Source organism: Buttiauxella massiliensis (genome assembly GCF_902500225.1).
Taxonomy (GTDB): Bacteria; Pseudomonadota; Gammaproteobacteria; order Enterobacterales; family Enterobacteriaceae; genus Buttiauxella; species Buttiauxella massiliensis.
In genome coordinates this window covers 369,677-391,951 of record NZ_LR722652.1, presented here as the reverse complement: position 1 = coordinate 391,951, position 22,275 = coordinate 369,677, and the positions used below count along the sequence as shown (strand labels likewise).

20 protein-coding genes are annotated in these 22,275 nt (G+C 50.6%); 14 read left to right on the top strand and 6 right to left on the bottom strand.

What is annotated here, in order from left to right; all coding sequences use genetic code 11:
- The first annotated feature begins 85 nt into the window (after positions 1–85).
- The gene (psiE, locus tag GC128_RS10440; RefSeq protein ID WP_151994233.1) at positions 86–493 is read left to right on the top strand and encodes a phosphate-starvation-inducible protein PsiE; all 408 of its coding nucleotides are present in this window, start codon (positions 86–88) and stop codon (positions 491–493) included.
- Positions 494–587: 94 nt separating this feature from the next.
- Here psiE and malG read toward each other — a convergent pair whose 3' ends face one another.
- From malG to malE, 3 genes are all read right to left on the bottom strand, one after another.
- Positions 588–1,478, bottom strand: a complete 891-nt coding sequence (gene malG / locus GC128_RS10435; RefSeq protein ID WP_134186071.1) for a maltose ABC transporter permease MalG — start codon at positions 1,476–1,478, stop codon at positions 588–590.
- Between the two features lie 12 nt (positions 1,479–1,490).
- On the bottom strand, positions 1,491–3,035 hold the full coding sequence (gene malF, locus GC128_RS10430) for a maltose ABC transporter permease MalF (protein ID WP_151994232.1): 1,545 nt from the start codon (positions 3,033–3,035) through the stop codon (positions 1,491–1,493).
- Positions 3,036–3,226: 191 nt separating this feature from the next.
- A complete protein-coding gene (malE, locus tag GC128_RS10425; protein WP_151994231.1) occupies positions 3,227–4,417 on the bottom strand; it encodes a maltose/maltodextrin ABC transporter substrate-binding protein MalE in 1,191 nt (396 codons plus the stop codon).
- 393 nt (positions 4,418–4,810) lie between these two features.
- On the opposite strand from malE, the gene malK reads away from it, so the two are divergent.
- The 5 genes from malK to ubiA all read left to right on the top strand — a co-directional run bounded on the left by malK (position 4,811) and on the right by ubiA (position 10,131).
- Positions 4,811–5,920 (top strand): maltose/maltodextrin ABC transporter ATP-binding protein MalK, encoded by a 1,110-nt coding sequence (gene malK / locus GC128_RS10420; RefSeq protein ID WP_064515357.1) that lies wholly within the window; start codon positions 4,811–4,813, stop codon positions 5,918–5,920.
- 24 nt (positions 5,921–5,944) lie between these two features.
- Positions 5,945–7,276, top strand: a complete 1,332-nt coding sequence (locus GC128_RS10415; RefSeq protein ID WP_151994230.1) for a maltoporin — start codon at positions 5,945–5,947, stop codon at positions 7,274–7,276.
- A 147-nt stretch (positions 7,277–7,423) separates the two neighbouring features.
- Positions 7,424–8,383 (top strand): maltose operon protein MalM, encoded by a 960-nt coding sequence (malM, locus tag GC128_RS10410; RefSeq protein WP_151994229.1) that lies wholly within the window; start codon positions 7,424–7,426, stop codon positions 8,381–8,383.
- Positions 8,384–8,749: 366 nt separating this feature from the next.
- Positions 8,750–9,259 carry a chorismate lyase gene (ubiC, locus tag GC128_RS10405; RefSeq protein WP_151994228.1) on the top strand — a complete coding sequence of 170 codons (510 nt, stop codon included), beginning with the start codon at positions 8,750–8,752 and terminating at the stop codon, positions 9,257–9,259.
- Positions 9,259–10,131: a 4-hydroxybenzoate octaprenyltransferase gene (gene ubiA, locus GC128_RS10400; protein ID WP_151994227.1), complete on the top strand. Its 873-nt coding sequence runs from the start codon at positions 9,259–9,261 to the stop codon at positions 10,129–10,131. The genes ubiC and ubiA overlap by 1 nt, the downstream gene beginning before the upstream one ends.
- Positions 10,132–10,303: 172 nt before the next feature.
- On the opposite strand, the gene plsB is transcribed toward ubiA, so the two are convergent.
- Complete coding sequence (plsB, locus tag GC128_RS10395) at positions 10,304–12,733, bottom strand: glycerol-3-phosphate 1-O-acyltransferase PlsB (protein WP_151994226.1); 2,430 nt, start codon at positions 12,731–12,733, stop codon at positions 10,304–10,306.
- 126 nt (positions 12,734–12,859) lie between these two features.
- Here plsB and GC128_RS10390 point away from each other — a divergent pair, with 126 nt between their 5' ends.
- The 4 genes from GC128_RS10390 (at position 12,860) to GC128_RS10375 (ending at position 15,718) form a co-directional block, all read left to right on the top strand.
- On the top strand, positions 12,860–13,228 hold the full coding sequence (locus tag GC128_RS10390; RefSeq protein ID WP_064515369.1) for a diacylglycerol kinase: 369 nt from the start codon (positions 12,860–12,862) through the stop codon (positions 13,226–13,228).
- 108 nt (positions 13,229–13,336) lie between these two features.
- Positions 13,337–13,945, top strand: a complete 609-nt coding sequence (gene lexA / locus GC128_RS10385) for a transcriptional repressor LexA (protein ID WP_064515371.1) — start codon at positions 13,337–13,339, stop codon at positions 13,943–13,945.
- A 74-nt stretch (positions 13,946–14,019) separates the two neighbouring features.
- Positions 14,020–15,351, top strand: a complete 1,332-nt coding sequence (dinF, locus tag GC128_RS10380) for an MATE family efflux transporter DinF (protein WP_151994225.1) — start codon at positions 14,020–14,022, stop codon at positions 15,349–15,351.
- A gap of 157 nt (positions 15,352–15,508) precedes the next feature.
- Complete coding sequence (locus tag GC128_RS10375; RefSeq protein ID WP_151994224.1) at positions 15,509–15,718, top strand: CsbD family protein; 210 nt, start codon at positions 15,509–15,511, stop codon at positions 15,716–15,718.
- A gap of 87 nt (positions 15,719–15,805) precedes the next feature.
- Here the strand turns inward: GC128_RS10375 and zur are convergent, their stop codons facing one another.
- Complete coding sequence (gene zur / locus GC128_RS10370; protein ID WP_151994223.1) at positions 15,806–16,321, bottom strand: zinc uptake transcriptional repressor Zur; 516 nt, start codon at positions 16,319–16,321, stop codon at positions 15,806–15,808.
- 105 nt (positions 16,322–16,426) lie between these two features.
- Between zur and GC128_RS10365 the strand changes: the two genes are divergently transcribed.
- The 3 genes from GC128_RS10365 (at position 16,427) to dusA (ending at position 19,503) form a co-directional block, all read left to right on the top strand.
- Positions 16,427–16,930: a cupin domain-containing protein gene (locus GC128_RS10365; protein ID WP_151994222.1), complete on the top strand. Its 504-nt coding sequence runs from the start codon at positions 16,427–16,429 to the stop codon at positions 16,928–16,930.
- A 171-nt stretch (positions 16,931–17,101) separates the two neighbouring features.
- Positions 17,102–18,409, top strand: coding sequence for a conjugal transfer protein TraF (locus tag GC128_RS10360; RefSeq protein WP_151994221.1), 1,308 nt, complete (start codon positions 17,102–17,104; stop codon positions 18,407–18,409).
- Positions 18,410–18,504: 95 nt separating this feature from the next.
- Complete coding sequence (gene dusA, locus GC128_RS10355) at positions 18,505–19,503, top strand: tRNA dihydrouridine(20/20a) synthase DusA (RefSeq protein WP_151994220.1); 999 nt, start codon at positions 18,505–18,507, stop codon at positions 19,501–19,503.
- A gap of 214 nt (positions 19,504–19,717) precedes the next feature.
- Here the strand turns inward: dusA and GC128_RS10350 are convergent, their stop codons facing one another.
- Complete coding sequence (locus GC128_RS10350) at positions 19,718–20,701, bottom strand: quinone oxidoreductase (RefSeq protein ID WP_151994219.1); 984 nt, start codon at positions 20,699–20,701, stop codon at positions 19,718–19,720.
- Between the two features lie 78 nt (positions 20,702–20,779).
- Between GC128_RS10350 and dnaB the strand changes: the two genes are divergently transcribed.
- A complete protein-coding gene (gene dnaB, locus GC128_RS10345; protein ID WP_034492420.1) occupies positions 20,780–22,186 on the top strand; it encodes a replicative DNA helicase in 1,407 nt (468 codons plus the stop codon).
- The last annotated feature ends 89 nt before the right edge of the window (positions 22,187–22,275 follow it).

Here is a 22,275-nt window from a genome sequence, read left to right as displayed (position 1 = left end):
AACGGTTATATAAGTAAATAATTGAGATCAAGATCACATTTTTAACGTATAACAACACCTCTATACCAGAACAAGAGGCGTTCCTATGACAACCACCCCCGGCGTTGAGCTCATCGCTAAACTTATGCAAATGGTCCTCAATCTGGCGTTGCTTGCGCTTGGCTTAATCCTCATCATCTTCCTGGGTAAAGAAACGCTGCATTTAGCCACATCGTTGTTTGCCCCCACCGATCAAGCTAGCAAGTACCAGCTGATAGAAGGGCTGGTGGTTTACTTCCTGTACTTCGAATTTATCGCGTTGATCGTTAAATACTTTCAGTCGGGTTATCACTTCCCGCTGCGCTACTTTATCTATATCGGTATCACCGCCATTGTGCGTCTTATCATCATCGACCATAAAGATCCGCGCGATGTGCTGATTTACTCCGGAGCAATTATGGTGCTGGTGATTACGCTGTGGCTGTGTAATAGCAATCGCTTAAAACGAGAATAAAAAAAGGCGGCCCAAGGGCCGCCATAAGTAAATCCAAGGTCAAATGAGGGATACAGTGGCATTACATTAGGTAGAGCAATAACAACAGGAAATCTTAACCTTTCACCCCGCCAGCCGTCAGGCCGCTCACTAGCCAGCGTTGCGCCAGTAAAAACACGACAGTAATCGGAATTGCAGAGAGCACGGCTGCTGCGGCAAAGTCGCCCCACAGGTAGTTTTGTGGGTTGAGATATTGCTGCATACCGACCGCCAGGGTGTAGCTGTTAACATCGCGCAACAGCAACGACGCCACCGGCACTTCAGTAATTGCGGCGATAAACGACAGAATAAACACCACCGCCAGAATCGGTACGGAAAGTGGCAGTAACACCAGGCGGAAGGCTTGCCATGGGGTTGCGCCGTCCAGTGCCGCCGCTTCTTCCAGCGAGTTATCAATCGTTTCGAAATATCCCTTAATCGTCCACACATGCAGTGCGATACCGCCAAGATAGGCGAAGATCACTCCACCATGTGTATTCAAACCGATAAACGGAATGTATTGGCCGAGGCGGTCAAACAAGGCGTACAACGCCACCAGTGACAGCACCGCCGGGAACATCTGGAAAATCAGCATCCCTTTCAGCAGTGTGGCTTTGCCAGGGAAACGCATACGGGCAAAAGCGTAGGCACAAGTTGTCGAGAGCGTCACGATACCCAGCGCAGTAATCGCCGCGATTTTGATCGAGTTCCACAACCATAACAGCACCGGGAACGGCGGTGGCGTTACGCTGCCATCGGCATGTTGTACGCTGAAACCGAGCGCTAATTTCCAGTGCTCCCACGAGATTTGGTCTGGGATCAGACTGCCGGTTGCGAAGTTACCCGGACGCAGTGAAATCGCAATAACCATCAGCAGCGGGAACATGATCGCGGCGATAAACAGTAGTAATAAAAGGTGCGTGGTAAATAAACGCAGCTTTTGAGATTTGGGTTGAACCATAGCCATGTTTGTTGCTCCTTAATCAAACTTCATGCGGGTGGCTTTCAGGTTAACAATCGCTAATGCGCCAACCAGAATAAAGATAAGCGTTGCGATAGCCGCAGCTAAACCAAAGTCCTGACCGCCGCCGCCTTCAAAGGCGATGCGGTAGGTGTAGCTCACCAGCAAGTCCGTGTAGCCCGCAGGCGTGGTTGTTCCAAGGCGATCCGGGCCACCGTTGGTTAACAGTTGAATCAGCACGAAGTTGTTAAAGTTAAAGGCAAAGCTTGCGATCATTAGCGGTGTCAGCGGCTTAATCAGCAGCGGCAGCGTAATCTTAAAGAAGTTCTGGAACGGGCCAGCACCATCCATTGCCGAGGCTTCGTACAGGTCGTCTGGAATCGCTTTCAACAAGCCCATGCACAGAATCATCATGTACGGATAACCCAACCACGTATTCACGATAATAATCATTGAACGCGCAGTGGTCGGGTCGCTAAACCAGGCCGGTTTGATACCAAACAGTGAGCTCAACATCATGTTGATTTCACCAAAGCTTTGGTTGAATAAACCTTTGAAAATCAGGATAGAAATAAACGATGGCACCGCGTAGGGCAGAATCAACATCACGCGATAAATCGCTTTGCCTTTCAGCGATTCCCACTGCACGACACACGCCAGAATCATGCCTACTGCAACGGTCAGAATCACGGTAAGGATTGAGAAAATTACGGTCCAGACGAAGATCGCCATGAAAGGCTTTTGAATCCCTTCATCGTGGAATACGCGCAGGAAGTTCTTCCAGCCGATAGTCACGGTGTAGCCTGGGCTTAACTGCTCGTTGCCCCAGTTGCCGTCGGCATTTACAGACTGGTAGAAACCAATGCTGTTATTCGGGCGGTACTTCACGCCGCTTTGGTTATTGGTCAGTTCACCTTTTTCACCTTCAGTGTAAAGCGGGCGTGTGCCGGAGAACTGGCGCAAGGAGCTCATGGTCAGGGTGCTTTCATCAGGCATTTCAGCCGTGATTTGCGTCAGCGCCGCACGGTTTTGCGTAATCACGCGCAGATTGGCTTTCTCACCTGCAGGAAGAGAATCGGCGTCTTTCAATTTCAGGTGTTGAGCACCACCAAACTTAAAGGTATCGGAGATAAAATTCTTGCCTGACTCGCCGTCAGTCAGCGCGAGTTGCCACTCATCGCCCGCCGGGTAAAGGCCAAAGTTAAAGGTTTTGCCCGCCTGATACTGGCGGTCCATCAGCACCTGCTGTGCGCGTTCTTGAGTCAGTTGGTTTGTGCTGCTGTAGTTGGTGAAGGCAATGGCGATGGTACAAACCAGTGGGAACAGAACAAACAGCCCCATGCCAGCAAGGCCTGGGTAGACATAGCGCCAGGCGTAAGCCTTACGATTTGCATAAATGTATAAGCCAAGTGAGCTTAAAATCAGCGTCATAATGGCGAACAGGTACTCCCCCTGGGCGTACATTAATACGACAAGATAACCAACCAGCAGTCCCATCAGGCCGATGACTGACCATTTCAGTGCATCGCTTTGCCACCAGTGGTTCTTTTTAACTACATCCATGGGGTGTTCCTCTATACCCTTCATACTTCAAGTTGCCTCTTTGTTGGCTGTGAGAACTCGCCCAAATCACTTAGTTTACTAAGCTCATTGGGACTCATTCTCTTGCCGCCTCGATGCAACTCGAATTATTTTGGGTATCTAATCATATTATTATTTTCCCTCTCTTTTCAGAGAGGGAATTGACCAGATACTTACTTAGTGATACGTCCCTGAGCATCTTTCAACGCTTCATCAACAGTCTGGCGACCGCTAACTGCGTTGATGACTGCGGTACGAACGGCATACCAGAACGCAGACATCTGCGGCACGTTTGGCATGATTTCGCCTTTCTGGGCGTTATCCATAGTGGCGGCGATACGTGGGTCTTTCGCCAGTTGATCCTGGTAGGATTTCAGTGCAACGGCACCCAATGGCTTGTCTTTGTTAACGTCAGCCAGGCCCTGATCGGTCAGCAGGTAGTTTTCCAGGAACTCTTTCGCCAGTTCTTTGTTAGGGCTGGCGGCGTTGATACCGGCACTGAGCACACCAACGAACGGTTTAGATGCTTTACCTTTGAAGGTTGGCAGCAGCGTTACGCCGTAATTGATTTTGCTCTTATCAATGTTGGACCATGCCCACGGGCCGTTGATGGTCATCGCGGTTTCGCCTTTGTTAAAGGCCGCTTCTGCGATGGAATAATCGGTGTCCGCATTCATCTGTTTGTTTTTAATCATGTCGACCAGGAAGCTCAGACCCGCTTTCGCGCCCGCGCTGTCCACGCCCACATCTTTCACGTCATATTTGCCGTTTTCGAGTTTGAACGCATAGCCACCGTCAGCGGCAATCAGCGGCCAAGTGAAGTACGGTTCTTGCAGGTTGAACATCAACGCACTCTTACCCTTCGCTTTCAGCTGCTTATCGAGTGCTGGGATCTCTTCCCAGGTTTTCGGCGGATTAGGTACGAGGTCTTTGTTGTAAATCAGAGAGAGCGCTTCAACCGCAACTGGGTAAGCGATGATTTTGCCGTTGTAACGAACCGCGTCCCAGGTAAACGGATAGAGTTTGTCCTGGAAAGCTTTGTCTGGAGTGATTTCGGCCAGCAGGCCAGATTGTGCATAACCACCGAAACGGTCGTGTGCCCAGAAGATGATGTCCGGGCCATCTCCAGTTGCCGCAACTTGTGGGAATTTTTCTTCCAGTTTGTCCGGGTGTTCGATGGTGACTTTAATACCGGTGTCTTTCTCAAACTTCTTACCCACTTCGGCAAGGCCGTTATAGCCTTTGTCACCATTAATCCAGATGACCAGTTTGCCTTCTTCTATTTTAGCCAGTGCAGAGGCGGAAAACATCATCGTTGTCAGGGCAGACAGAGCGAGGATGCGGGCGCCAGTTTTAATTTTCATATTTATTCCCATCCTTTGAATGGTGGTTTGCTATGCGCGTGGATACATCAAGGTCAAGGTAGTGGCGTTACGGATGCCAGTTTGCGCAGATGGCAAGTGCTTCTCATCCTCCTTAGCCCTACGCCCCCACCCTGGTATCTGTGATCTGCATTCCATAACTGACAGTTATGTGTACCAGAGCACACAAAACCACCCAGAAATTTGAAACCACGATCACGAAAAACTGTCGCGCCTGCTGTAACCGGTTGCAGAAACTCGCTTCTCATCCTCCCGCCTCCTCCCCCATTAAAAACAGCAGGGTGGAGGATTCACGAAATGTATAGATCATTCATAGTCCGACACATCTTGAATCACCTGCCGTTTAGCAGAGTGACGGAATGAAGGGAGAAGTACATGGCAAGCGTACAGCTACGGAACGTAACGAAAGCCTGGGGTGATGTGGTGGTATCAAAAGATATCAACCTCGACATTCAAGAAGGTGAGTTCGTGGTTTTTGTTGGACCGTCAGGCTGCGGTAAATCCACACTGTTACGCATGATTGCGGGTCTGGAAACGATCACCAGCGGTGATTTATTCATTGGTGATACTCGCATGAACGACATCCCTCCCGCTGAACGTGGCGTCGGCATGGTATTCCAGTCTTATGCTCTTTATCCCCATCTCTCCGTTGCTGAAAACATGTCCTTCGGCCTGAAGCTTGCAGGTGCCAAGAAAAGCGATATCAATCAGCGTGTCACCCAGGTTTCAGAAACTTTACAACTGGGACATTTATTAGAACGTCGCCCGAAAGCACTTTCTGGTGGGCAGCGTCAGCGCGTAGCTATTGGCCGTACGCTGGTGGCTGAACCGCGTGTATTCCTGCTTGATGAACCTCTTTCAAACCTTGATGCGGCACTGCGTGTGCAGATGCGTATTGAGATTTCCCGACTGCATAAGCGCCTTGGTCGCACCATGATTTACGTCACCCACGACCAGGTTGAAGCGATGACGCTTGCCGACAAAATTGTGGTGCTGGACGCAGGCCGCGTTGCGCAGGTGGGTAAACCACTCGAGCTATATCACTACCCGGCGGATCGTTTTGTTGCGGGCTTTATTGGCTCGCCAAAAATGAACTTCCTGCCAGTAAAAGTCACCGCTACTGCCATTGATCAAGTGCAGGTTGAATTACCGAACCGCCAGCAAGTCTGGCTGCCGGTGGAAAGCAAAGAAGTTCAGGTCGGTGCCAACATGTCCCTTGGTATTCGCCCGGAACACCTACTGCCAAGCGACATCGCTGACGTCACTCTCGAAGGCGAAGTACAGGTTGTTGAACAGCTTGGTCATGAAACTCAGATTCATATCCAAATCCCCGCCATCCGTCAGAACCTGGTGTACCGCCAGAATGACGTGGTGTTGGTAAAAGAGGGTGCCACATTCGCTATTGGCTTGCCGCCAGAGCGTTGCCATCTGTTCCGAGAAGATGGCACCGCATGTCGTCGGTTGCATCAAGAGCCAGGTGTTTAAGCATTCCCATAAAAAAGAAAAGCAATGATCTCAGGAGATAGAACGATGATTACTCTGCGCAAACTCCCACTGGCAGTCGCCGTAGCAGCAGGCGTTATGTCTGTTCAGGCTCTGGCTGTGGATTTCCACGGTTATGCCCGTTCTGGTATCGGCTGGACCGGTAGCGGCGGCCCGCAAGAATGTTTCCAGGCAACTGGTGCTCAGTCTAAATATCGTCTGGGTAACGAGTGCGAAACGTACGCGGAAATTAAATTAGGTCAGGAAGTTTGGAAAGAAGGCGATAAGAGCTTCTATTTCGATACTAACGTGGCTTACTCCGTAGCACAGCAAAATGACTGGGAAGCAACTAGTCCGGCATTCCGTGAAGCTAACGTGCAGGGTAAAAACCTGATTGATGCGCTGCCTGGTGCCAATATGTGGGCCGGTAAGCGTTTCTACCAACGTCATGACGTTCACATGATCGACTTCTACTACTGGGATATTTCTGGTCCTGGTGCAGGTCTGGAAAATATTGACGTCGGCGTGGGTAAACTGTCATTCGCAGCAACCCGTTCTTCTGAGGCCGGTGGTTCTGCAGCATTTAATGAGTTCAATAATGATGGTTCTCGCAATTACAGCAACGATGTACCAAACGATGTCTTTGACGTGCGTTGGGCAGGTATTGAGACCAACCCAGGCGGTACACTGGAACTGGGTGTTGACTATGGCCACACCAACATTCCTGACGACTACTACCTGAAATCAGGTGCGTCGAAAGATGGTTGGATGGGTACCCTTGAACATACGCAAAGCATGATGAAAGGCTACAACAAGTTTGTTGTGCAGTACGCAACAGACTCCATGACCTCTAACGGTAAAGGTCAGGCGCAGGGCGGTAGTATCGATAACGATGGTTACCTGGTTCGTGTAATCGACCATGGTGCTATTACTCTGGCAGACCAATGGGATCTGATGTACGTCGGTATGTACCAAAACCTGAGTCTGGATGATAACCAGGGGACTGAGTGGTACACCATCGGTGTTCGTCCAATGTACAAATGGACGCCAATCATGAGCACCTTGCTGGAAGTTGGCTACGACAACGTGAAATCCCAGGACACTGGCGATCGCAACGGTCAGTACAAAATTACCCTTGCACAACAATGGCAGGCAGGCGACAGCATCTGGTCGCGTCCGGCAATTCGTGTCTTCGCAACCTACGCTAAGTGGGATGAGGAATGGGGTTACGCTAAAAATCCTAATGGCAGCTCAACTCGCTTCCAGATCAGCGACTCGTCTGGCAACGGCACCTTATCTACCAGCCGTGGTAATGACGATGAGTTCAGCTTCGGTGCCCAGATGGAAATCTGGTGGTAATACAGCATTAACCTGAAGTGAAGAAATGATGGGGAGTTCGCCACTGAACTCCTCATCATGATTACCCTCTATGCCAATGCCTGCTTCGATGGAAAGCGCTATTGCCTGGCTAACTTTCCACTGATTTCCCATTCGAGGTTTATAAAAATGAAAATGAAAAAAAGTCTCCTCGCACTCTGCCTTTCCGCAGGGTTGCTCGCCAGCGTACCTTCCATAAGCCTAGCTGACGTCAACATCGTTCCGCAGGATATTTCGGCCGCCCCTGCGGTGCCTGCGGCTGCATTACAGCAATTGCAATGGACGCCTGTTGATCAATCAAAGACATTGACGACAACGCTTGCTACCAGTGGTCAAAGCTTGAAAGCCGGTGATATTACAGGCCCGGTTGCAGCCTATAGCGTGCCAGCCAATATTGGTGAGCTGAGTATTACGCTGACCAGTGAAGTGAACAAAAACTCAGTATTTGCACCGAACGTGCTGGTTCTTGACCAGAATATGACTCCTGCTGCGTATTTCCCGGCAAGTTACTTCACCTATCAAGAACCCGGCGTAATGTCTGCAGACCGCCTGGAAGGCACCCTGAAATTAACGCCAGCTTTGGGGCAGCAAAAACTCTATTTATTGGTCTTTACCACCAATAAGGACACTCAACAAACTACAACTATGATCGATCCGGCCAAAGCCTATGCGAAAGGCACGGGCAACGCTGTTCCAGATATTCCAGACCCAATTGCCCGCCACGGCACTGATGGGACACTGAAGATCAAAGTTAAAACTTCTTCGGCATCAAGCGTGCTGGTTGGTCCATTATTTGGCTCATCAGGCCCAGGCCCGGTGACAGTGGGCAATACTGCCGCACCAGCTGCAACATATGTTGCCCCGGCAGCTGTTGCTGCCACAGCGGCGACACCTGTTCCAGCAGCAGCGCCAGCCAAAAAGTCTGAGCCAGTGTTAAACGATACAGAAGCTTATTTCAACCAGGCTATCAAAGATGCAGTAGCGAAAGGCGATGTTGATAAAGCCTTGAAACTGCTGGATGAAGCTGAACGTCTGGGATCGACTAGCGCCCGTAAAACCTTTATCAGCAGTGTAAAAGGCAAGGGGTGATGGTTTCCCCGCAGTGCTGATGTTTGAAGTTTGGTGCGCATACTTATGCGCACCTTTTTTTGCCCGTCATATTTCAAGCGGCCTCGGCGTTGGCTGCATTCACTCACCCTAATCACTTACTCAAGTAAGCTCATAGGGATTCGTTCATTTGCCGCCTTGATGCCACTCGAACTATTTAGGGCAACTTTGCTCCCGCTTCAGAATGACTCCTCGTTTGCCGCCTTGATTCAACTTGAATGATTTTGAAGGAACTGTAGCTCCTCGGTGCTCCCCACTGCGTTGTTAAACCATTGTTGTGCTTTTCCCTGCCCCGATATACCTATTCTGCGTTACAATGACTGCCGGTTTTGTTTCGGAGAAATTCCCATGTCTGACGCGCTTTCGCCACTGCGCGCCTTACGTTTTGAAGCTGCGATTCCAGAAGGGTTGAGTGCATCACTCCTTGACTGGCTGTTGCTTGAAGACTCAATGACCAAACGCTTTGAGCAGTATTGTTCCAGGGTTACTGCCCGCATTGTGCGTGAAGGTTTTTTCGAATCGCATGTCGTTCTTCCTGAAGCTGATATGTTGCCTGAGTCCAGCCGTTATTGGTTGCGTGAAGTTGTGCTTTGCGGTGACGATGAGCCCTGGCTTTTGGGGCGTACCGTGGTGCCTGAATCAACCCTTGAAGGACCAGAGCTTGCTTTACAAAGGCTCGGAACCACGCCGCTTGGACGCTACCTGTTTAGTTCATCTTCCCTGACACGGGATTTTATTGAGATTGGCCGCAGTTCGGAGCAGTGGGGGCGTCGTTCCCGCCTGAGATTAGCTGGAAAGCCGCTGGTGCTTACCGAGTTATTCCTTCCTGCTTCTCCGTTGTATCGAGAGGAAAAATAATGGAGTGGAGTCTGAAACAGGGTAAATGGCAGGCGTATCAACGTCTGATGCGACTTGATAAGCCAATTGGCTCACTTTTGTTGTTATGGCCCACCCTCTGGGCGCTGTGGCTTGCGACACCAGGAGTGCCTCCGCTAACCATTTTATGCGTGTTTATAGCCGGAGTCTGGATGATGCGCGCTGCGGGTTGCGTGGTAAATGATTACGCTGACCGTAAATTTGATGGTCACGTGAAACGTACGGCGCACAGGCCATTGCCTAGCGGAGCTGTAAGTGAGAAAGAAGCGCGCATATTGTTCGTTGTGCTGGTGCTGCTCTCGTTCTTACTGGTGTTGACGCTCAACACCATGACAATCTTGCTGTCGGTAGCAGGGTTGGCGCTTGCCTGGGTTTACCCGTTTATGAAGCGCTACACTCATTTGCCGCAAGTGGTGCTAGGGGCCGCATTTGGCTGGTCAATCCCTATGGCATTTGCTGCGGTGAGTGAATCCGTGCCGCTAAGTTGTTGGTTGATGTTCTTGACCAATATTTGCTGGGCTGTGGCTTATGACACGCAGTACGCAATGGTTGACCGCGATGACGATCTGAAAATCGGCATTAAATCCACAGCCATCTTATTTGGCCGATATGACAATCTGATTATCGGTATTTTGCAGTTTACAGTGATGGTGTTGTTGGCGGTGATTGGCTGGTTAAACGGATTAGGTGGGGCGTTCTACTGGTCTATTGCGCTGGCGGGGATGCTCTTTGTCCATCAGCAACGGCTGACGGCGAATCGTGACCGTGATGCGTGTTTTAAAGCTTTCCTGAACAATAACTATGTTGGCCTGGTACTGTTTATAGGGTTGGTGTTGAGTTACCTACACTTCTAATTATACCCATCGCCCTTCAAGTTGCAGGGTTGTTGGCTGCTCTCATTCACCCGAATCACTTACTTGAGTAAGCTCATCGGGATTCGTTCGATTGCCGCCTACCTGCATCTCGAAGTAGCTCGGGTATAAGAAACTAAATGGCGGATGACACTTCGTTTATCCGCCAGATTTTTTACTCAGTCGCAGCCTGCGACGTCGCACTTTCAATTGTCAAACGCACATCCGGCATGATCAGCTCTGCCAGCATCTGGTAGACCTTCATCGTTTCGGTGGGTTCTGCATCTCCGGTGTCGCTGATATAGCCTTCATCACGCAAGGTTAATACCAGCGAGGTGAACACAGCTTTATCGAAGAACTCCGGTGCATTAATGCCATGCAACACCGACAAACGTTGGGCAACGGTGCGGCTTTCGCGCTCCAGCGTCCCACGGTTAATCGATGGATTTGCACTCAGCAGCCAGAAAGTAATCGCGTAACGTTGCAGCGTTTCACGAACACCTGCCGCCAGAAGCTGCATAGTGCGTGAGCGTGCCGGGTTAATCACCACTTCTTCACCCGTAAGGGTAATCAGATCCTGACGAACCAGTTCATTAAGCAGCGCATCCATTTCACTGGCAAGATCCGCTTTTTCCCAACGCAGGAACAGCTCAGACTTCAGCATTGGGTAGAGCAGCTCAACCTGACGCAGAAGCTCGCTGCGGGAAATGTGGCGATGCTGCGTGATAATTGCAGCCAGCAGAGAAGGCAACACCAGCATATGCAGGATGTTATTACGGTAGTAAGTCATCAGCACTGCCTGCTCACGCGGCAGAATGATGATGTCACCAATCGTATCTTTCTCTACTTCAAACTTGTTCATCTGCAACGCGTGTTCGATAAGCGCTTCTGCTGGCTGGTCTGGTGCGGTAGCGTCCGGTGAATACGGCACATTACGCAACAGGCTCAGGTAACAGTTGAGCTGTTCGGTCAGTTGTTCGCGCGTCAGTGAACGCTGGCGCGATGCCAGGAGCGCGGTACAACACAGGTTCATGGCGTTTGCCGCGCCTGCATTGTTAATACGCACCATCAGTTCGGCAGCAATTTCATTAACCGTTGGCGTTAACCATGCCGGGCGAATGGATTCAATCGGGTCGATTGAATCACGCCACTCAGGCACTCGCTGGTTGAGGAATGTCATCAATGGCATTGGTTCGCCGAAGTTAACATAGCCCTGGCCGAGGTTACGCAGCTTGCTCAGCCCACGTACCATCTGCATGAAGCTCTCTTTTTCTTTGGTCGCACCGCGCAGCTCTTTTGCGTAAGTCCCCACTTCCATTACATGCTCGTAGCCAATGTAAATCGGCACTAATGTAATTGGACGAGTACCGCCACGCAGCATGGCCTGAATGGTCATCGACAGTGTGCCGGTTTTCGGGTCTAGCAAACGGCCGGTACGAGAACGGCCACCTTCCACAAAGTATTCAACGGAATAGCCACGGCTGAACAGCTCGCCAAGATATTCACGGAACACGGTGGAGTACAGTTTGCTGCCTTTAAAGGTACGGCGAATAAAGAACGCGCCCAGGCGACGGAAAATCGGGCCTGCTGGCCAGAAATTCAGGTTGATACCCGCTGCAATGTGCGGAGGAACCAGCCCCTGGTGATAGAGCACGTAAGACAGAAGCATGTAGTCCATGTGGCTGCGGTGGCAGGGCACATAGACAATCTCGTGGCCGTCGTGAGCCAACTGGCGCACACGTTCAGCATTGTGAACGTTAATGCCCTGGTACAAACGGTTCCACGTCAGACCTAATACGCGGTCGGTCAAACGAACGGCTTCATAAGAGAAGTTCGCCGCAATCTCTTCCATCAAGGCAACAGCATTTTGCTGTGCTTTTTCATGGGAGATTTTCTTGCTGCGCGCTTCGTCTTCTACTGCACGGGCAATAGCTTTTGAGGCCAGAAGTTTGTTAAACAGATCCTGACGTACCGGCAGACGCGGGCCAACAGTCGCTAAGCGCTGGCGAGCAAAGTGCATACGTGCCACGCGAGCCAGTTTTTGGGCGATTTTTTTATCTGTACCGTGATCGGTTGCCATCTGGCGCAGCGAAACAGGTGCAGAGAACCGCACAAAGCTGTCGCGCCCAAGCCACGAGACCGCGAAGAATTTCTGAATGCCATTAAGCATCTTCAGTGGCGGGTTAACTTCGCCTTTTTCGCGACCCGGAGAGCGGCCAAACATCACCGATACCGGCACCATCTGCACATCCAGATTTGGATTGCTGCGGTGCAAGTCGAGATAATCATGGAACAGCTTGATCGACTCTTCTTTTGGCGTGTAATAGGTGAACACACGCGGGCCACCATGGATAAAGACATAGCGCGGCAATACCGCACCGTCGATCTCTAACGGCTCGAGAGGGTCGGGCAAGTTGTGCGCGAGGCATTGCGCGCGCAGGGTTAATAAGTCCGCCTTTGAGTTATAAGGCAGAACATACATTATTGGGCGTGTGGGATCTAAGCCCAGTTCGGCCTGTGGATCTGCCGGAATGGACTTGCTCTTTACCAGAACGCCTAATGGTAAATTAAGTAATTTGTAGTAGATTCTTGGCCAGCCTGACATAAACGATGTAAAGCCTCAGGTTAATGATGCAAATTCGCCGCAAGAATATCAGAATCTGACCCAGATTTCTGTGGCGTTATAATTTTGACAAGCATTGATGCAAATAATTTGAAAAGGTTTCTTAAAATGGCGAGCAGTACCACTGGACTTACCCGTATCATCAAAGCCGCAGGCTACTCATGGAAAGGGCTCAAAGCAGCCTGGATCAATGAAGCAGCTTTCCGCCAGGAAGGCGTTTCTGCCGTTATCGCCATTGCCATCGCATGTTGGTTAGATGTCGACCCCATTACCCGCATTCTACTTATCGGCTCAGTCGTGTTGGTCATGATTGTGGAAATTCTCAACAGCGCTATCGAGGCTCTTGTCGACCGTGTTGGCACTGATTATCACGAACTTTCCGGGCGTGCCAAAGATATGGGCTCGGCCGCTGTATTAATTTCAATTATCCTCGCGGTAATTACCTGGGTCACGCTGCTTTGGTCGCATTTGCGGTGATCTTTCCAGAATAGTTAAGTGCCTGGTTTTTTGCTTAATTTGTGGTTCCAAATTGACCTTTGACTGTATATACTCACAGCATAACTGTATAAACACCCAGGGGGCGGAATGAAAGCGTTAACTACCAGGCAGCAAGAGGTGTTTGATCTTATTAGGGATCATATCAGCCAGACCGGCATGCCACCGACTCGTGCCGAGATTGCTCAACGTCTAGGATTCCGTTCTCCGAACGCCGCTGAAGAGCATTTAAAAGCACTTGCCCGTAAAGGTGTGCTTGAAATTGTTTCTGGCGCATCCCGTGGTATCCGCCTGTTGGTGGAAGAAGTGACCGGTATTCCACTGGTTGGGCGTGTTGCTGCAGGTGAGCCACTCCTGGCACAGCAACACATCGAAGGCCATTACCAGGTCGACCCATCACTGTTCAAACCAAATGCCGACTTCTTGCTGCGCGTCAGCGGTATGTCGATGAAAGACATCGGTATTATGGATGGCGACCTGCTTGCGGTTCATAAAACCCAGGATGTGCGTAATGGCCAGGTTGTTGTCGCGCGTATCGACGATGAAGTTACCGTTAAGCGCTTAAAACAACAGGGCAATACAGTTCATCTGCTGCCAGAAAACAGTGAGTTTGAACCGATCGTGGTTGACCTGCGCGAGCATAACTTCTCTATTGAAGGGCTGGCTGTAGGGGTTATCCGCAACGGCGACTGGCTGTAAAATCTCTTTAGGTGATGCGCATTTAAAGTGCGCATCACTGTCTTAATTCTCTTTGATCTCCTTCAGGAGAGGTCATGCAATTATTCTCCACAGCGGATCGTGCGCTCTGGCGCCTCGCTTTACCCATGATTTTCTCCAACATTACCGTTCCGCTGCTTGGCCTTGTCGATACGGCTGTTATTGGTCATCTGGATAGTCCTGTTTATCTGGGCGGTGTTGCCATTGGTGCTACAGCAACCAGCTTCCTGTTTATGTTGCTGCTGTTTTTACGAATGAGTACCACAGGCTTAACTGCTCAGGCTTTTGGTGCCAATAATCCCTCAGCGTTAGCTCGTGCACTGGTGCAACCATTATTGCTGGCACTAGGGGCAGGGGTGGCAATTGTCTTACTACGCGATCCCCTCATTTCACTCGCTTTACAAATTGTCGGTGGCAATCAGGATGTGCTCGTACAAGCGCAGCGCTTTCTTGAAATCCGCTGGCTGAGTGCGCCAGCCTCGCTTGCCAACCTGGTTTTGCTGGGATGGCTGCTAGGGGTTCAATACGCCAGAGCTCCGGTTATCTTGCTGGTTGTCGGCAATGTTCTGAATATCGTACTGGATGTGTGGCTGGTGATGGGATTGCACCTTGATGTTAAAGGGGCGGCACTTGCGACTGTCACTGCTGAATACGCGACATTCTTCATCGGATTACTGATGGTGAAGAAGGTTATGGGCATGCGTGGTATCAGCTTTGAGATGCTTAAGCAGTCCTGGCGTGGCAATGTTCGGCGCTTACTGGCGCTCAATCGGGACATCATGTTGCGCTCGTTATTACTGCAAGTGTGCTTTGCATCAGTGACCATCTTTGGGGCGCGCCTGGGTAGCGAAATTGTTGCCGTCAACGCGGTGTTAATGACGCTTCTGACGTTTACGGCTTATGCGCTTGATGGTTTTGCCTATGCCGTTGAAGCCCATTCCGGGCAAGCTTATGGCGCAAAGAATCGCGGCCAATTGCTCGAGGTTTGGGGGGCAGCTTGTCGCCAGGCGGGTTTAGTCGCGCTCATGTTTGCCGTGGTGTATGCCCTATTTGGCGAGCAAATTGTTTCTATTCTGACGTCCATTCCCCAATTACAGCTACAGGCCGATCGCTATCTCCACTGGCAGATTGTGTTACCCGTAGTCGGTGTCTGGTGCTACTTGCTGGATGGGATGTTTATTGGCGCGACAAGAGGAGCTGAGATGCGTAATAGCATGGCGGTTGCCGCTGTTGGTTTCGGGCTAACGCTCTTCACGGTCCCGTATTTAGGCAACCACGGCCTGTGGCTATCGGTTGCGGTTTTTCTGGCGTTACGTGGGTTGTCTTTGGGTTGGATTTGGCGTCGCCATTGGCAGCAAAATAGCTGGTTTAACAATGCACAAAATTAAGCCGTACGGTTAAAGATTCTTAGTTTTCCTCTGACTGCCATATCCTTGGCTACAATTATTATCACGTCCAGCAGATAGTGGGTGTTAGCCGAACGGCAACACAGTGGACGTTGGTAATTATTTAGCAGTTCTTAACCGATACGATGAGGATACTATTATGAATAAAGACGAAATCGGCGGTAACTGGAAACAGTTCAAAGGCACAGTAAAAGAGAAATGGGGCAAACTGACTGACGATGATATGACTGTCATCGAAGGCAAACGCGATCAGCTTGTCGGTAAGATTCAAGAGCGTTATGGGTACCAAAAGGATAAGGCAGAGGAAGAAGTCGTTGATTGGGAAACTCGCAACAAATATCGTTGGTAATTAGTTTCCCTCGGATGTGTTAATTCTCAAGGCTACCCTGCCCAGGTACATGGAGGTACCGTTCCATTCAACTCAAATCCAACCAATCTAACGTGACTTCTTTTTACTCTGAATAGAGTGGTCATGCCCGCAAGCATCCGGGTGGCTACAAGCTTCAACTTCTGCACATGCGCTGCATAAACCATGCGCCTCAATAACGTTATGATGCAAAGCAAACCCTAACTGGGCCGCCAGTTGGTGCATGATATCTTCCACACCTTCCGCACTACGCTCCTTCACCGCACCACATCTATCGCAAATAAACATCGCAGATGAGTGAGTTGGCTGATCGATAAGATTGCACAACACATAGCTGTTAGTTGACTCTACACGGTGTACAAAACCTTGTTCGAGCAGAAAATCGAGCGCACGATACACTGTCGGGGGTTTAGCTTGCGGTTCGCTGGCACGCAGTAAATCCAGCAAATCATAAGCACTGATAGCGCCTGCTTGCTGAGTCAGCAAACGCAATACTTCAAGACGTTGTGGTGTCAGGCGCACATTACGCTGCTCGCATAGTTTTTCAGCCTGCGCTAACACGTTTTGTGAAGTCGTGATGTCCATCAGTATTCCCCTGTAGATTAGCCCTACACTTTATCACAACGCGCAAAAAACGCCGAGTGGTGCGCTTAGCCACAATCTTTTGAGATGACTATCCCGGAGTTTGTTATGAATAAACCTGATTGCATTCGCCACTGGAAGGAAATAGAAGGTGACGATGATTCGACTTATCCAGACAGCGCAGAGCGGTTTTCTATTGGCGCGCCACTGGCCCGCAAACTGGGTCTTAATCGCCTGGGAATTCATCATGAGCGCCTGCTACCAGGTCGCCGCACATCTTATCCTCATGCCGAAAGCAGCGAAGAAGAGTTTGCTTATGTTCTCGAAGGGCATCCACAGGTGTGGATTAATGGGCACCTTTACCCACTTGAACCTGGAGATAGCGTTGGTTTCCCATCTGGAACAGGTATCTGCCATACCTTTATCAACAACACAGAGCATGAAGTCCGGCTGCTGATTGTGGGGGAAGCAAACAAAGCTGAGAATCGAATTTATTACCCGCTAAACCCAGGCTATGCCGCACAGCGTCAGGATCGCTGGATTGATCATCCCCCGCAATTTTTCGGCCCGCACGACGGTCAGCCTTCACGAAAGCCGAACGGTAAACTATAAATAAGTTTGCATGGAAATTTTGAACTCATAATCCTGAAGGATAGAAACGGGATTCCGATGGGCGAAACAGCCCACTTTTCAGCCTTTTATTCACAGCAATAGTCCGCCTCTGTTCAGTCATAACTGGCAGGGGCAGTTATTACATCTGATCAACAGACGGACGTGTGGTGAATGAAAAAAATGAAAACTTTGGCGGCGTTTAGCGCCGCATCTTTATTTATGGCAAATCACGCTTATGCGGCGGGCACATGGTCTGAAGCACGAAGTGATGCAATGGGTGGTACTGGTGTCGCTTCCGCGAGCTACGGAAGTGGGGTGCTTACGAACCCCGCGTTGCTGGCTAAGGCTAAGCAGGACGACACAGTGACGGTTATTCTGCCGTCTGTGAGTGCACAAATTACGGATAAAGATAATCTGCAGGATCAGATTGATGACATTAGCGATAAAGTTGATCAATACAAAAACGTTATCGACGATCTCACCCTGCAGGATATCCTTTTAAATCCAAATGGTTCGCTCAGCCAGTTTCAGGGTGCTGCAGGGGATCTGGCTGGTGAGCTAAATGATCTGAAAGGAAAAACAGCAAACGCGAAGGCGGGTGCCAGTATCGCAGTCAGTATTCCAAACGACGTGCTTTCAGTGGCTTTTGTCGCAAAAGCCTATGCACGCGCGCATGTTAGTTCTTCCATTGATCAGCAAGATATCGATTACCTCAATAGCATCGCAGGTTCTCGGGCAGTGGCCGGGGGCGTTGCGTTAGATGCTGCTATTAATGGCTCCGATGTTATCACCAGCAATCTGAATTCTACTGCTTCTGGCCGTGCGGCTATTGTCTCTGACTATGGCGTGGCGCTTGCGAAGGAGTTTGATCTCGGTGGAGTGCCGGTTTCTTTTGGCGTCACACCGAAGTTGCAAAAAACCTGGCTCTATAACTACACCACCTCGATTTATAACTACGACAGCAGTGACTGGAATAGCAGTCGCTATCGTAATGATGACACTGGTTTCAACGTGGATGCTGGCCTGGCGGCCGATTTCGGCGAAAACTGGACGGTTGGTCTAAGCGGTCAGAACCTGATTTCGCGTGACATTGATACCAAAGATATTCTGATCACCAATGGCAGAACCGGTGAGACAACTAACTACAAAGACACGTACCAGATTCGTCCATTGGTGACGGCTGGTGTGGCCTGGCATAACGATCTCATCACCCTTAGCGCCGATGGAGATCTCACCGAAACCAAAGGCTTCAAAAGCGAAGAAGACTCGCAGTACGTTGGCGTCGGTGCAGAAATTACGCCGCTGCCATGGCTTGCCGTGCGTGCGGGTTATCGTGCTGACGTCAAATCAAACGACAGCAACGTCTTTACCGGCGGTGTTGGTTTTGCACCATTTAATCGTGTTCATGTTGATTTAATGGGGCTGTACGGCGAAGACCAGACATGGGGGGCCGGAGCGCAGCTTAGCGTGACCTTCTAATAAAAATAGCCGTCGGGACGAGCGGGTGTCCCGACGCTGCTTTATGCTATAGTAGCGACCCTTTTTTAACCGTAGCCCGTAAACGCCCACAGCCTATGTCCTCACAAACCAACCAGACTCCTTTCCAGCCACATCGTTTCTCTATTGCGCCGATGCTCGACTGGACCGATCGCCACTGCCGTTACTTCTTGCGTCAGTTATCTAGCCAGACACTGCTGTACACCGAAATGGTGACAACCGGTGCAATTATTCATGGCAAAGGGGACTATCTGGCGTACAGCGAAGACGAGCATCCTATCGCGCTGCAATTAGGCGGTAGCGATCCGGCTGCATTGGCTATTTGCGCGAAACTGGCGCAAGAGCGCGGCTACGATGAAATTAACCTGAACGTAGGCTGCCCGTCTGATCGCGTGCAAAACGGTATGTTCGGCGCGTGTCTTATGGCTGATGCGCAGCGCGTTGCCGATTGTATTAAAGCGATGCGTGATGTGGTTTCTATTCCGGTTACCGTCAAAACGCGTATCGGCATTGACGACCAGGATAGCTACGAATTTCTCTGCGATTTTATTGGCACGGTAGCCGGGAAGGGTGAATGCGAGATGTTTATCATCCACGCCCGTAAAGCCTGGCTTTCTGGTTTAAGCCCGAAGGAAAACCGTGAAATTCCGCCGCTGGATTACCCGCGTGTTTATCAGTTAAAGCGTGATTTCCCGCATCTGACGATGGCGATTAATGGCGGTATCAAATCGCTGGAAGAGGCGAAAACGCATCTGGAACATATGGATGGTGTTATGGTCGGGCGCGAAGCCTACCAGAATCCAGGTTTACTGACGGCAGTTGACCGGGAGATTTTTGGCCTTGATACGCAGGAAATCGACACCGTTGCAGCGGTTCGTGCCATGTATCCGTACATTGAGCGTGAACTGGCAAACGGCACTTATTTAGGCCATGTCACTCGCCATATGTTGGGACTTTTCCAGGGTATTCCGGGTGCGCGTCAGTGGCGTCGTTATCTGAGTGAAAATGCCCATAAAGCCGGTGCAGGAATCGACGTTGTGGAACATGCTTTGTCGTTGGTTGCGGATAAGCGCTAAATTTTAGCAGCAATAACCGTGTGAATTGCTCAGGTATTGCGGAGTTGATCACAACCTCGCATCTTTCTGGCTAAGTTCGCGGGCTGTGGGATATCAATTATTTACCAAACCTGACATTATTACCGGGTTGCAAAAAAACGAATTCATCGCGCTGTACCCTACATACAGAGCGAACAAAAAAAGAATGGGCTTCCCTCGGGAGGCCCAAATTCTTTTATGGAATCAGCAAACTAGAACCTTGCGTGCTGCGGCTCTCAAGTGTTGCATGAGCCAGTGCAGCATCGCTCAGGGCAAACTTCTGGCTATCCGCCACATCCACTTTTATCACGCCGCTGGCAATCAACGAGAACAGCTCGTTGCACGCTTCTTCCAGCTCTTCGCGGGTGGTGACGTAACCATTTAGTGACGGACGCGTAACATACAGCGAGCCTTTCTGGTTCAGGATCCCCAGATTCACGCCCGTCACCGGGCCGGAAGAGTTGCCAAAACTCACCATCAAACCTTGCCGTTGCAGGCAATCGAGCGACGATTCCCAGGTATCTTTCCCGACCGAGTCATAAACCACCGCCACTTTCTTGCCGCCGGTTATCTCTTTCACGCGTTCGACAAGATTCTCTTCGCGATAGTTAATGGTTTGCCAGGCACCGGCTTTTTTGGCGCTTTCTGCTTTTTGCGCAGAACCGACAGTGCCAATTAATTTGGCACCCAGCGCTTTGGCCCACTGGCAGGCGATCAGTCCAACGCCGCCGGCTGCTGCATGGAACAGGAAAACTTCATTGGCTTTGATATCGTAAGTTTTACGCAGCAGATAATAAACCGTCAGCCCTTTGAGGAACGACGCGGCAGCTTGCTCAAAAGAGATAGCGTCAGGTAGTTTTGCGGCTTTATCGGCAGGCACATTGTGAACGCTGCTGTATGCGCCAAGCCCGGACTGCGCATATACCACGCGGTCGCCGACTTTAATATGTGTTACCGCACTGCCAACTTTAGTCACCACGCCAGCAGCTTCTGTACCCAGCCCGCTAGGCAGCATCGGCGGCGGATATAAACCACTGCGAATGTAGGTATCAATGTAGTTGATACCTATCGCTTTGTTCTCAACCTGGACTTCGTTTTCTGCGGGAGCGGTTGGGGTGAATTCAACAACTTTTAAGACTTCTGGTCCGCCGTGCTGACTAAATTCAATGCGTGTTGCCATGAGAACTCCTTCTGTTTCCTCGGAGGGAGATAGAGTAAACTCTCGTCTCTCTTATCTGATTTTGGTAACTCCCTCACTATGGCAGGAAATAAACCCTTCAACAAACCGAAAGAACCCCGCGATCGTCAGATGGAAGGGCTGAAAATGCCGCCACATTCTCTGGAAGCGGAGCAGTCGGTGTTGGGCGGTTTAATGCTGGACAACGAACGCTGGGATAACGTTTCCGAGCGAGTCGTGGCTAACGATTTTTTCAGCCGTCCACACCGCATGATCTTCACCGAAATGCAGCGTTTGCTCGAAATGAGCAAACCAATCGACCTGATCACGCTTTCTGAATCTCTGGAACTTCAGGGCAACCTGGAAAGTGTCGGTGGTTTCGCCTATCTGGCCGAATTATCAAAAAACACGCCAAGTGCTGCGAACATCAGCGCTTACGCCGATATCGTGCGCGAACGTGCCGTTGTCCGCGAAATGATTTCCGTGGCGAATGAAATCGCCGATGCCGGTTACGACCCACAAGGGCGCACCAGCGAAGATTTGCTCGACCTGGCTGAGTCACGCGTGTTCCAGATTGCTGAGAGCCGTGCGAATAAAGACGAAGGCCCGAAAAGCATCGACCAAATCCTTGAAGCGACAGTCTCGCGTATCGAAACGCTTTACCAGACGCCACACGATGGCGTAACGGGTGTGGATACTGGCTATCAGGATTTGAACAAGAAAACGGCTGGTCTGCAAAAATCGGATCTGATCATCGTGGCGGCGCGTCCGTCGATGGGTAAAACCACCTTTGCGATGAACCTGTGCGAAAACGCCGCGATGTTGCAGGAAAAACCGGTTCTCATTTTCAGCCTCGAGATGCCCGGCGAACAGATCATGATGCGTATGCTGGCGTCGCTGTCACGCGTCGACCAGACCAAAATCCGTACCGGCCAGCTTGATGACGAAGACTGGGCGCGAATTTCCAGCACCATGGGCATCTTGCTTGAAAAACGCAACATGTACATTGATGACTCATCCGGCCTGACGCCAACGGAAGTGCGCTCGCGCGCTCGCCGTATTTACCGCGAACACGGCGGCCTGAGCCTGATTATGATCGACTACCTGCAATTGATGCGCGTACCGTCACTATCGGACAACCGTACCCTGGAAATCGCCGAGATTTCGCGCTCGCTAAAAGCGCTGGCAAAAGAGCTACAAGTCCCGGTCGTTGCGCTCTCGCAGCTGAACCGTTCCCTGGAACAACGTGCAGATAAACGCCCGGTGAACTCCGACTTGCGTGAATCAGGTTCCATCGAGCAGGATGCCGACTTGATTATGTTTATCTATCGTGACGAAGTTTATAACGACAACAGTGACGAGAAAGGCATCGCGCAAATCATCCTCGGTAAGCAGCGTAACGGCCCTATCGGCACCGTGCGCCTGACGTTTAACGGGCAGTTCTCACGTTTCGATAATTACGCTGGCCCGCAATACGACGAAGACTAAATCCTCGTCATCCTTCACGCTGCAAGTGCGTTGGCTGCACTCGCTTACCCCAATCGCTTACTTGTGTAAGCTCATGGGGATTCACGAGT

Bases quoted from the DNA above. Each gene is read 5' to 3' on its own strand.
- malG (WP_134186071.1), bottom strand. From the start codon at position 1,478: ATGGCTATGGTTCAACCCAAATCTCAAAAGCTGCGTTTATTTACCACG.
- GC128_RS10360 (WP_151994221.1), top strand. From the start codon at position 17,102: ATGAAAAAAATGAAAACTTTGGCGGCGTTTAGCGCCGCATCTTTATTT.
- malK (WP_064515357.1), top strand. From the start codon at position 4,811: ATGGCAAGCGTACAGCTACGGAACGTAACGAAAGCCTGGGGTGATGTG.
- psiE (WP_151994233.1), top strand. From the start codon at position 86: ATGACAACCACCCCCGGCGTTGAGCTCATCGCTAAACTTATGCAAATG.
- malF (WP_151994232.1), bottom strand. From the start codon at position 3,035: ATGGATGTAGTTAAAAAGAACCACTGGTGGCAAAGCGATGCACTGAAA.
- GC128_RS10390 (WP_064515369.1), top strand. From the start codon at position 12,860: ATGGCGAGCAGTACCACTGGACTTACCCGTATCATCAAAGCCGCAGGC.
- GC128_RS10375 (WP_151994224.1), top strand. From the start codon at position 15,509: ATGAATAAAGACGAAATCGGCGGTAACTGGAAACAGTTCAAAGGCACA.
- malE (WP_151994231.1), bottom strand. From the start codon at position 4,417: ATGAAAATTAAAACTGGCGCCCGCATCCTCGCTCTGTCTGCCCTGACA.
- plsB (WP_151994226.1), bottom strand. From the start codon at position 12,733: ATGTCAGGCTGGCCAAGAATCTACTACAAATTACTTAATTTACCATTA.
- dinF (WP_151994225.1), top strand. From the start codon at position 14,020: ATGCAATTATTCTCCACAGCGGATCGTGCGCTCTGGCGCCTCGCTTTA.
- zur (WP_151994223.1), bottom strand. From the start codon at position 16,321: ATGGACATCACGACTTCACAAAACGTGTTAGCGCAGGCTGAAAAACTA.
- GC128_RS10415 (WP_151994230.1), top strand. From the start codon at position 5,945: ATGATCTCAGGAGATAGAACGATGATTACTCTGCGCAAACTCCCACTG.
- dusA (WP_151994220.1), top strand. From the start codon at position 18,505: ATGTCCTCACAAACCAACCAGACTCCTTTCCAGCCACATCGTTTCTCT.
- malM (WP_151994229.1), top strand. From the start codon at position 7,424: ATGAAAATGAAAAAAAGTCTCCTCGCACTCTGCCTTTCCGCAGGGTTG.
- GC128_RS10365 (WP_151994222.1), top strand. From the start codon at position 16,427: ATGAATAAACCTGATTGCATTCGCCACTGGAAGGAAATAGAAGGTGAC.
- GC128_RS10350 (WP_151994219.1), bottom strand. From the start codon at position 20,701: ATGGCAACACGCATTGAATTTAGTCAGCACGGCGGACCAGAAGTCTTA.
- lexA (WP_064515371.1), top strand. From the start codon at position 13,337: ATGAAAGCGTTAACTACCAGGCAGCAAGAGGTGTTTGATCTTATTAGG.
- ubiA (WP_151994227.1), top strand. From the start codon at position 9,259: ATGGAGTGGAGTCTGAAACAGGGTAAATGGCAGGCGTATCAACGTCTG.
- ubiC (WP_151994228.1), top strand. From the start codon at position 8,750: ATGTCTGACGCGCTTTCGCCACTGCGCGCCTTACGTTTTGAAGCTGCG.
- dnaB (WP_034492420.1), top strand. From the start codon at position 20,780: ATGGCAGGAAATAAACCCTTCAACAAACCGAAAGAACCCCGCGATCGT.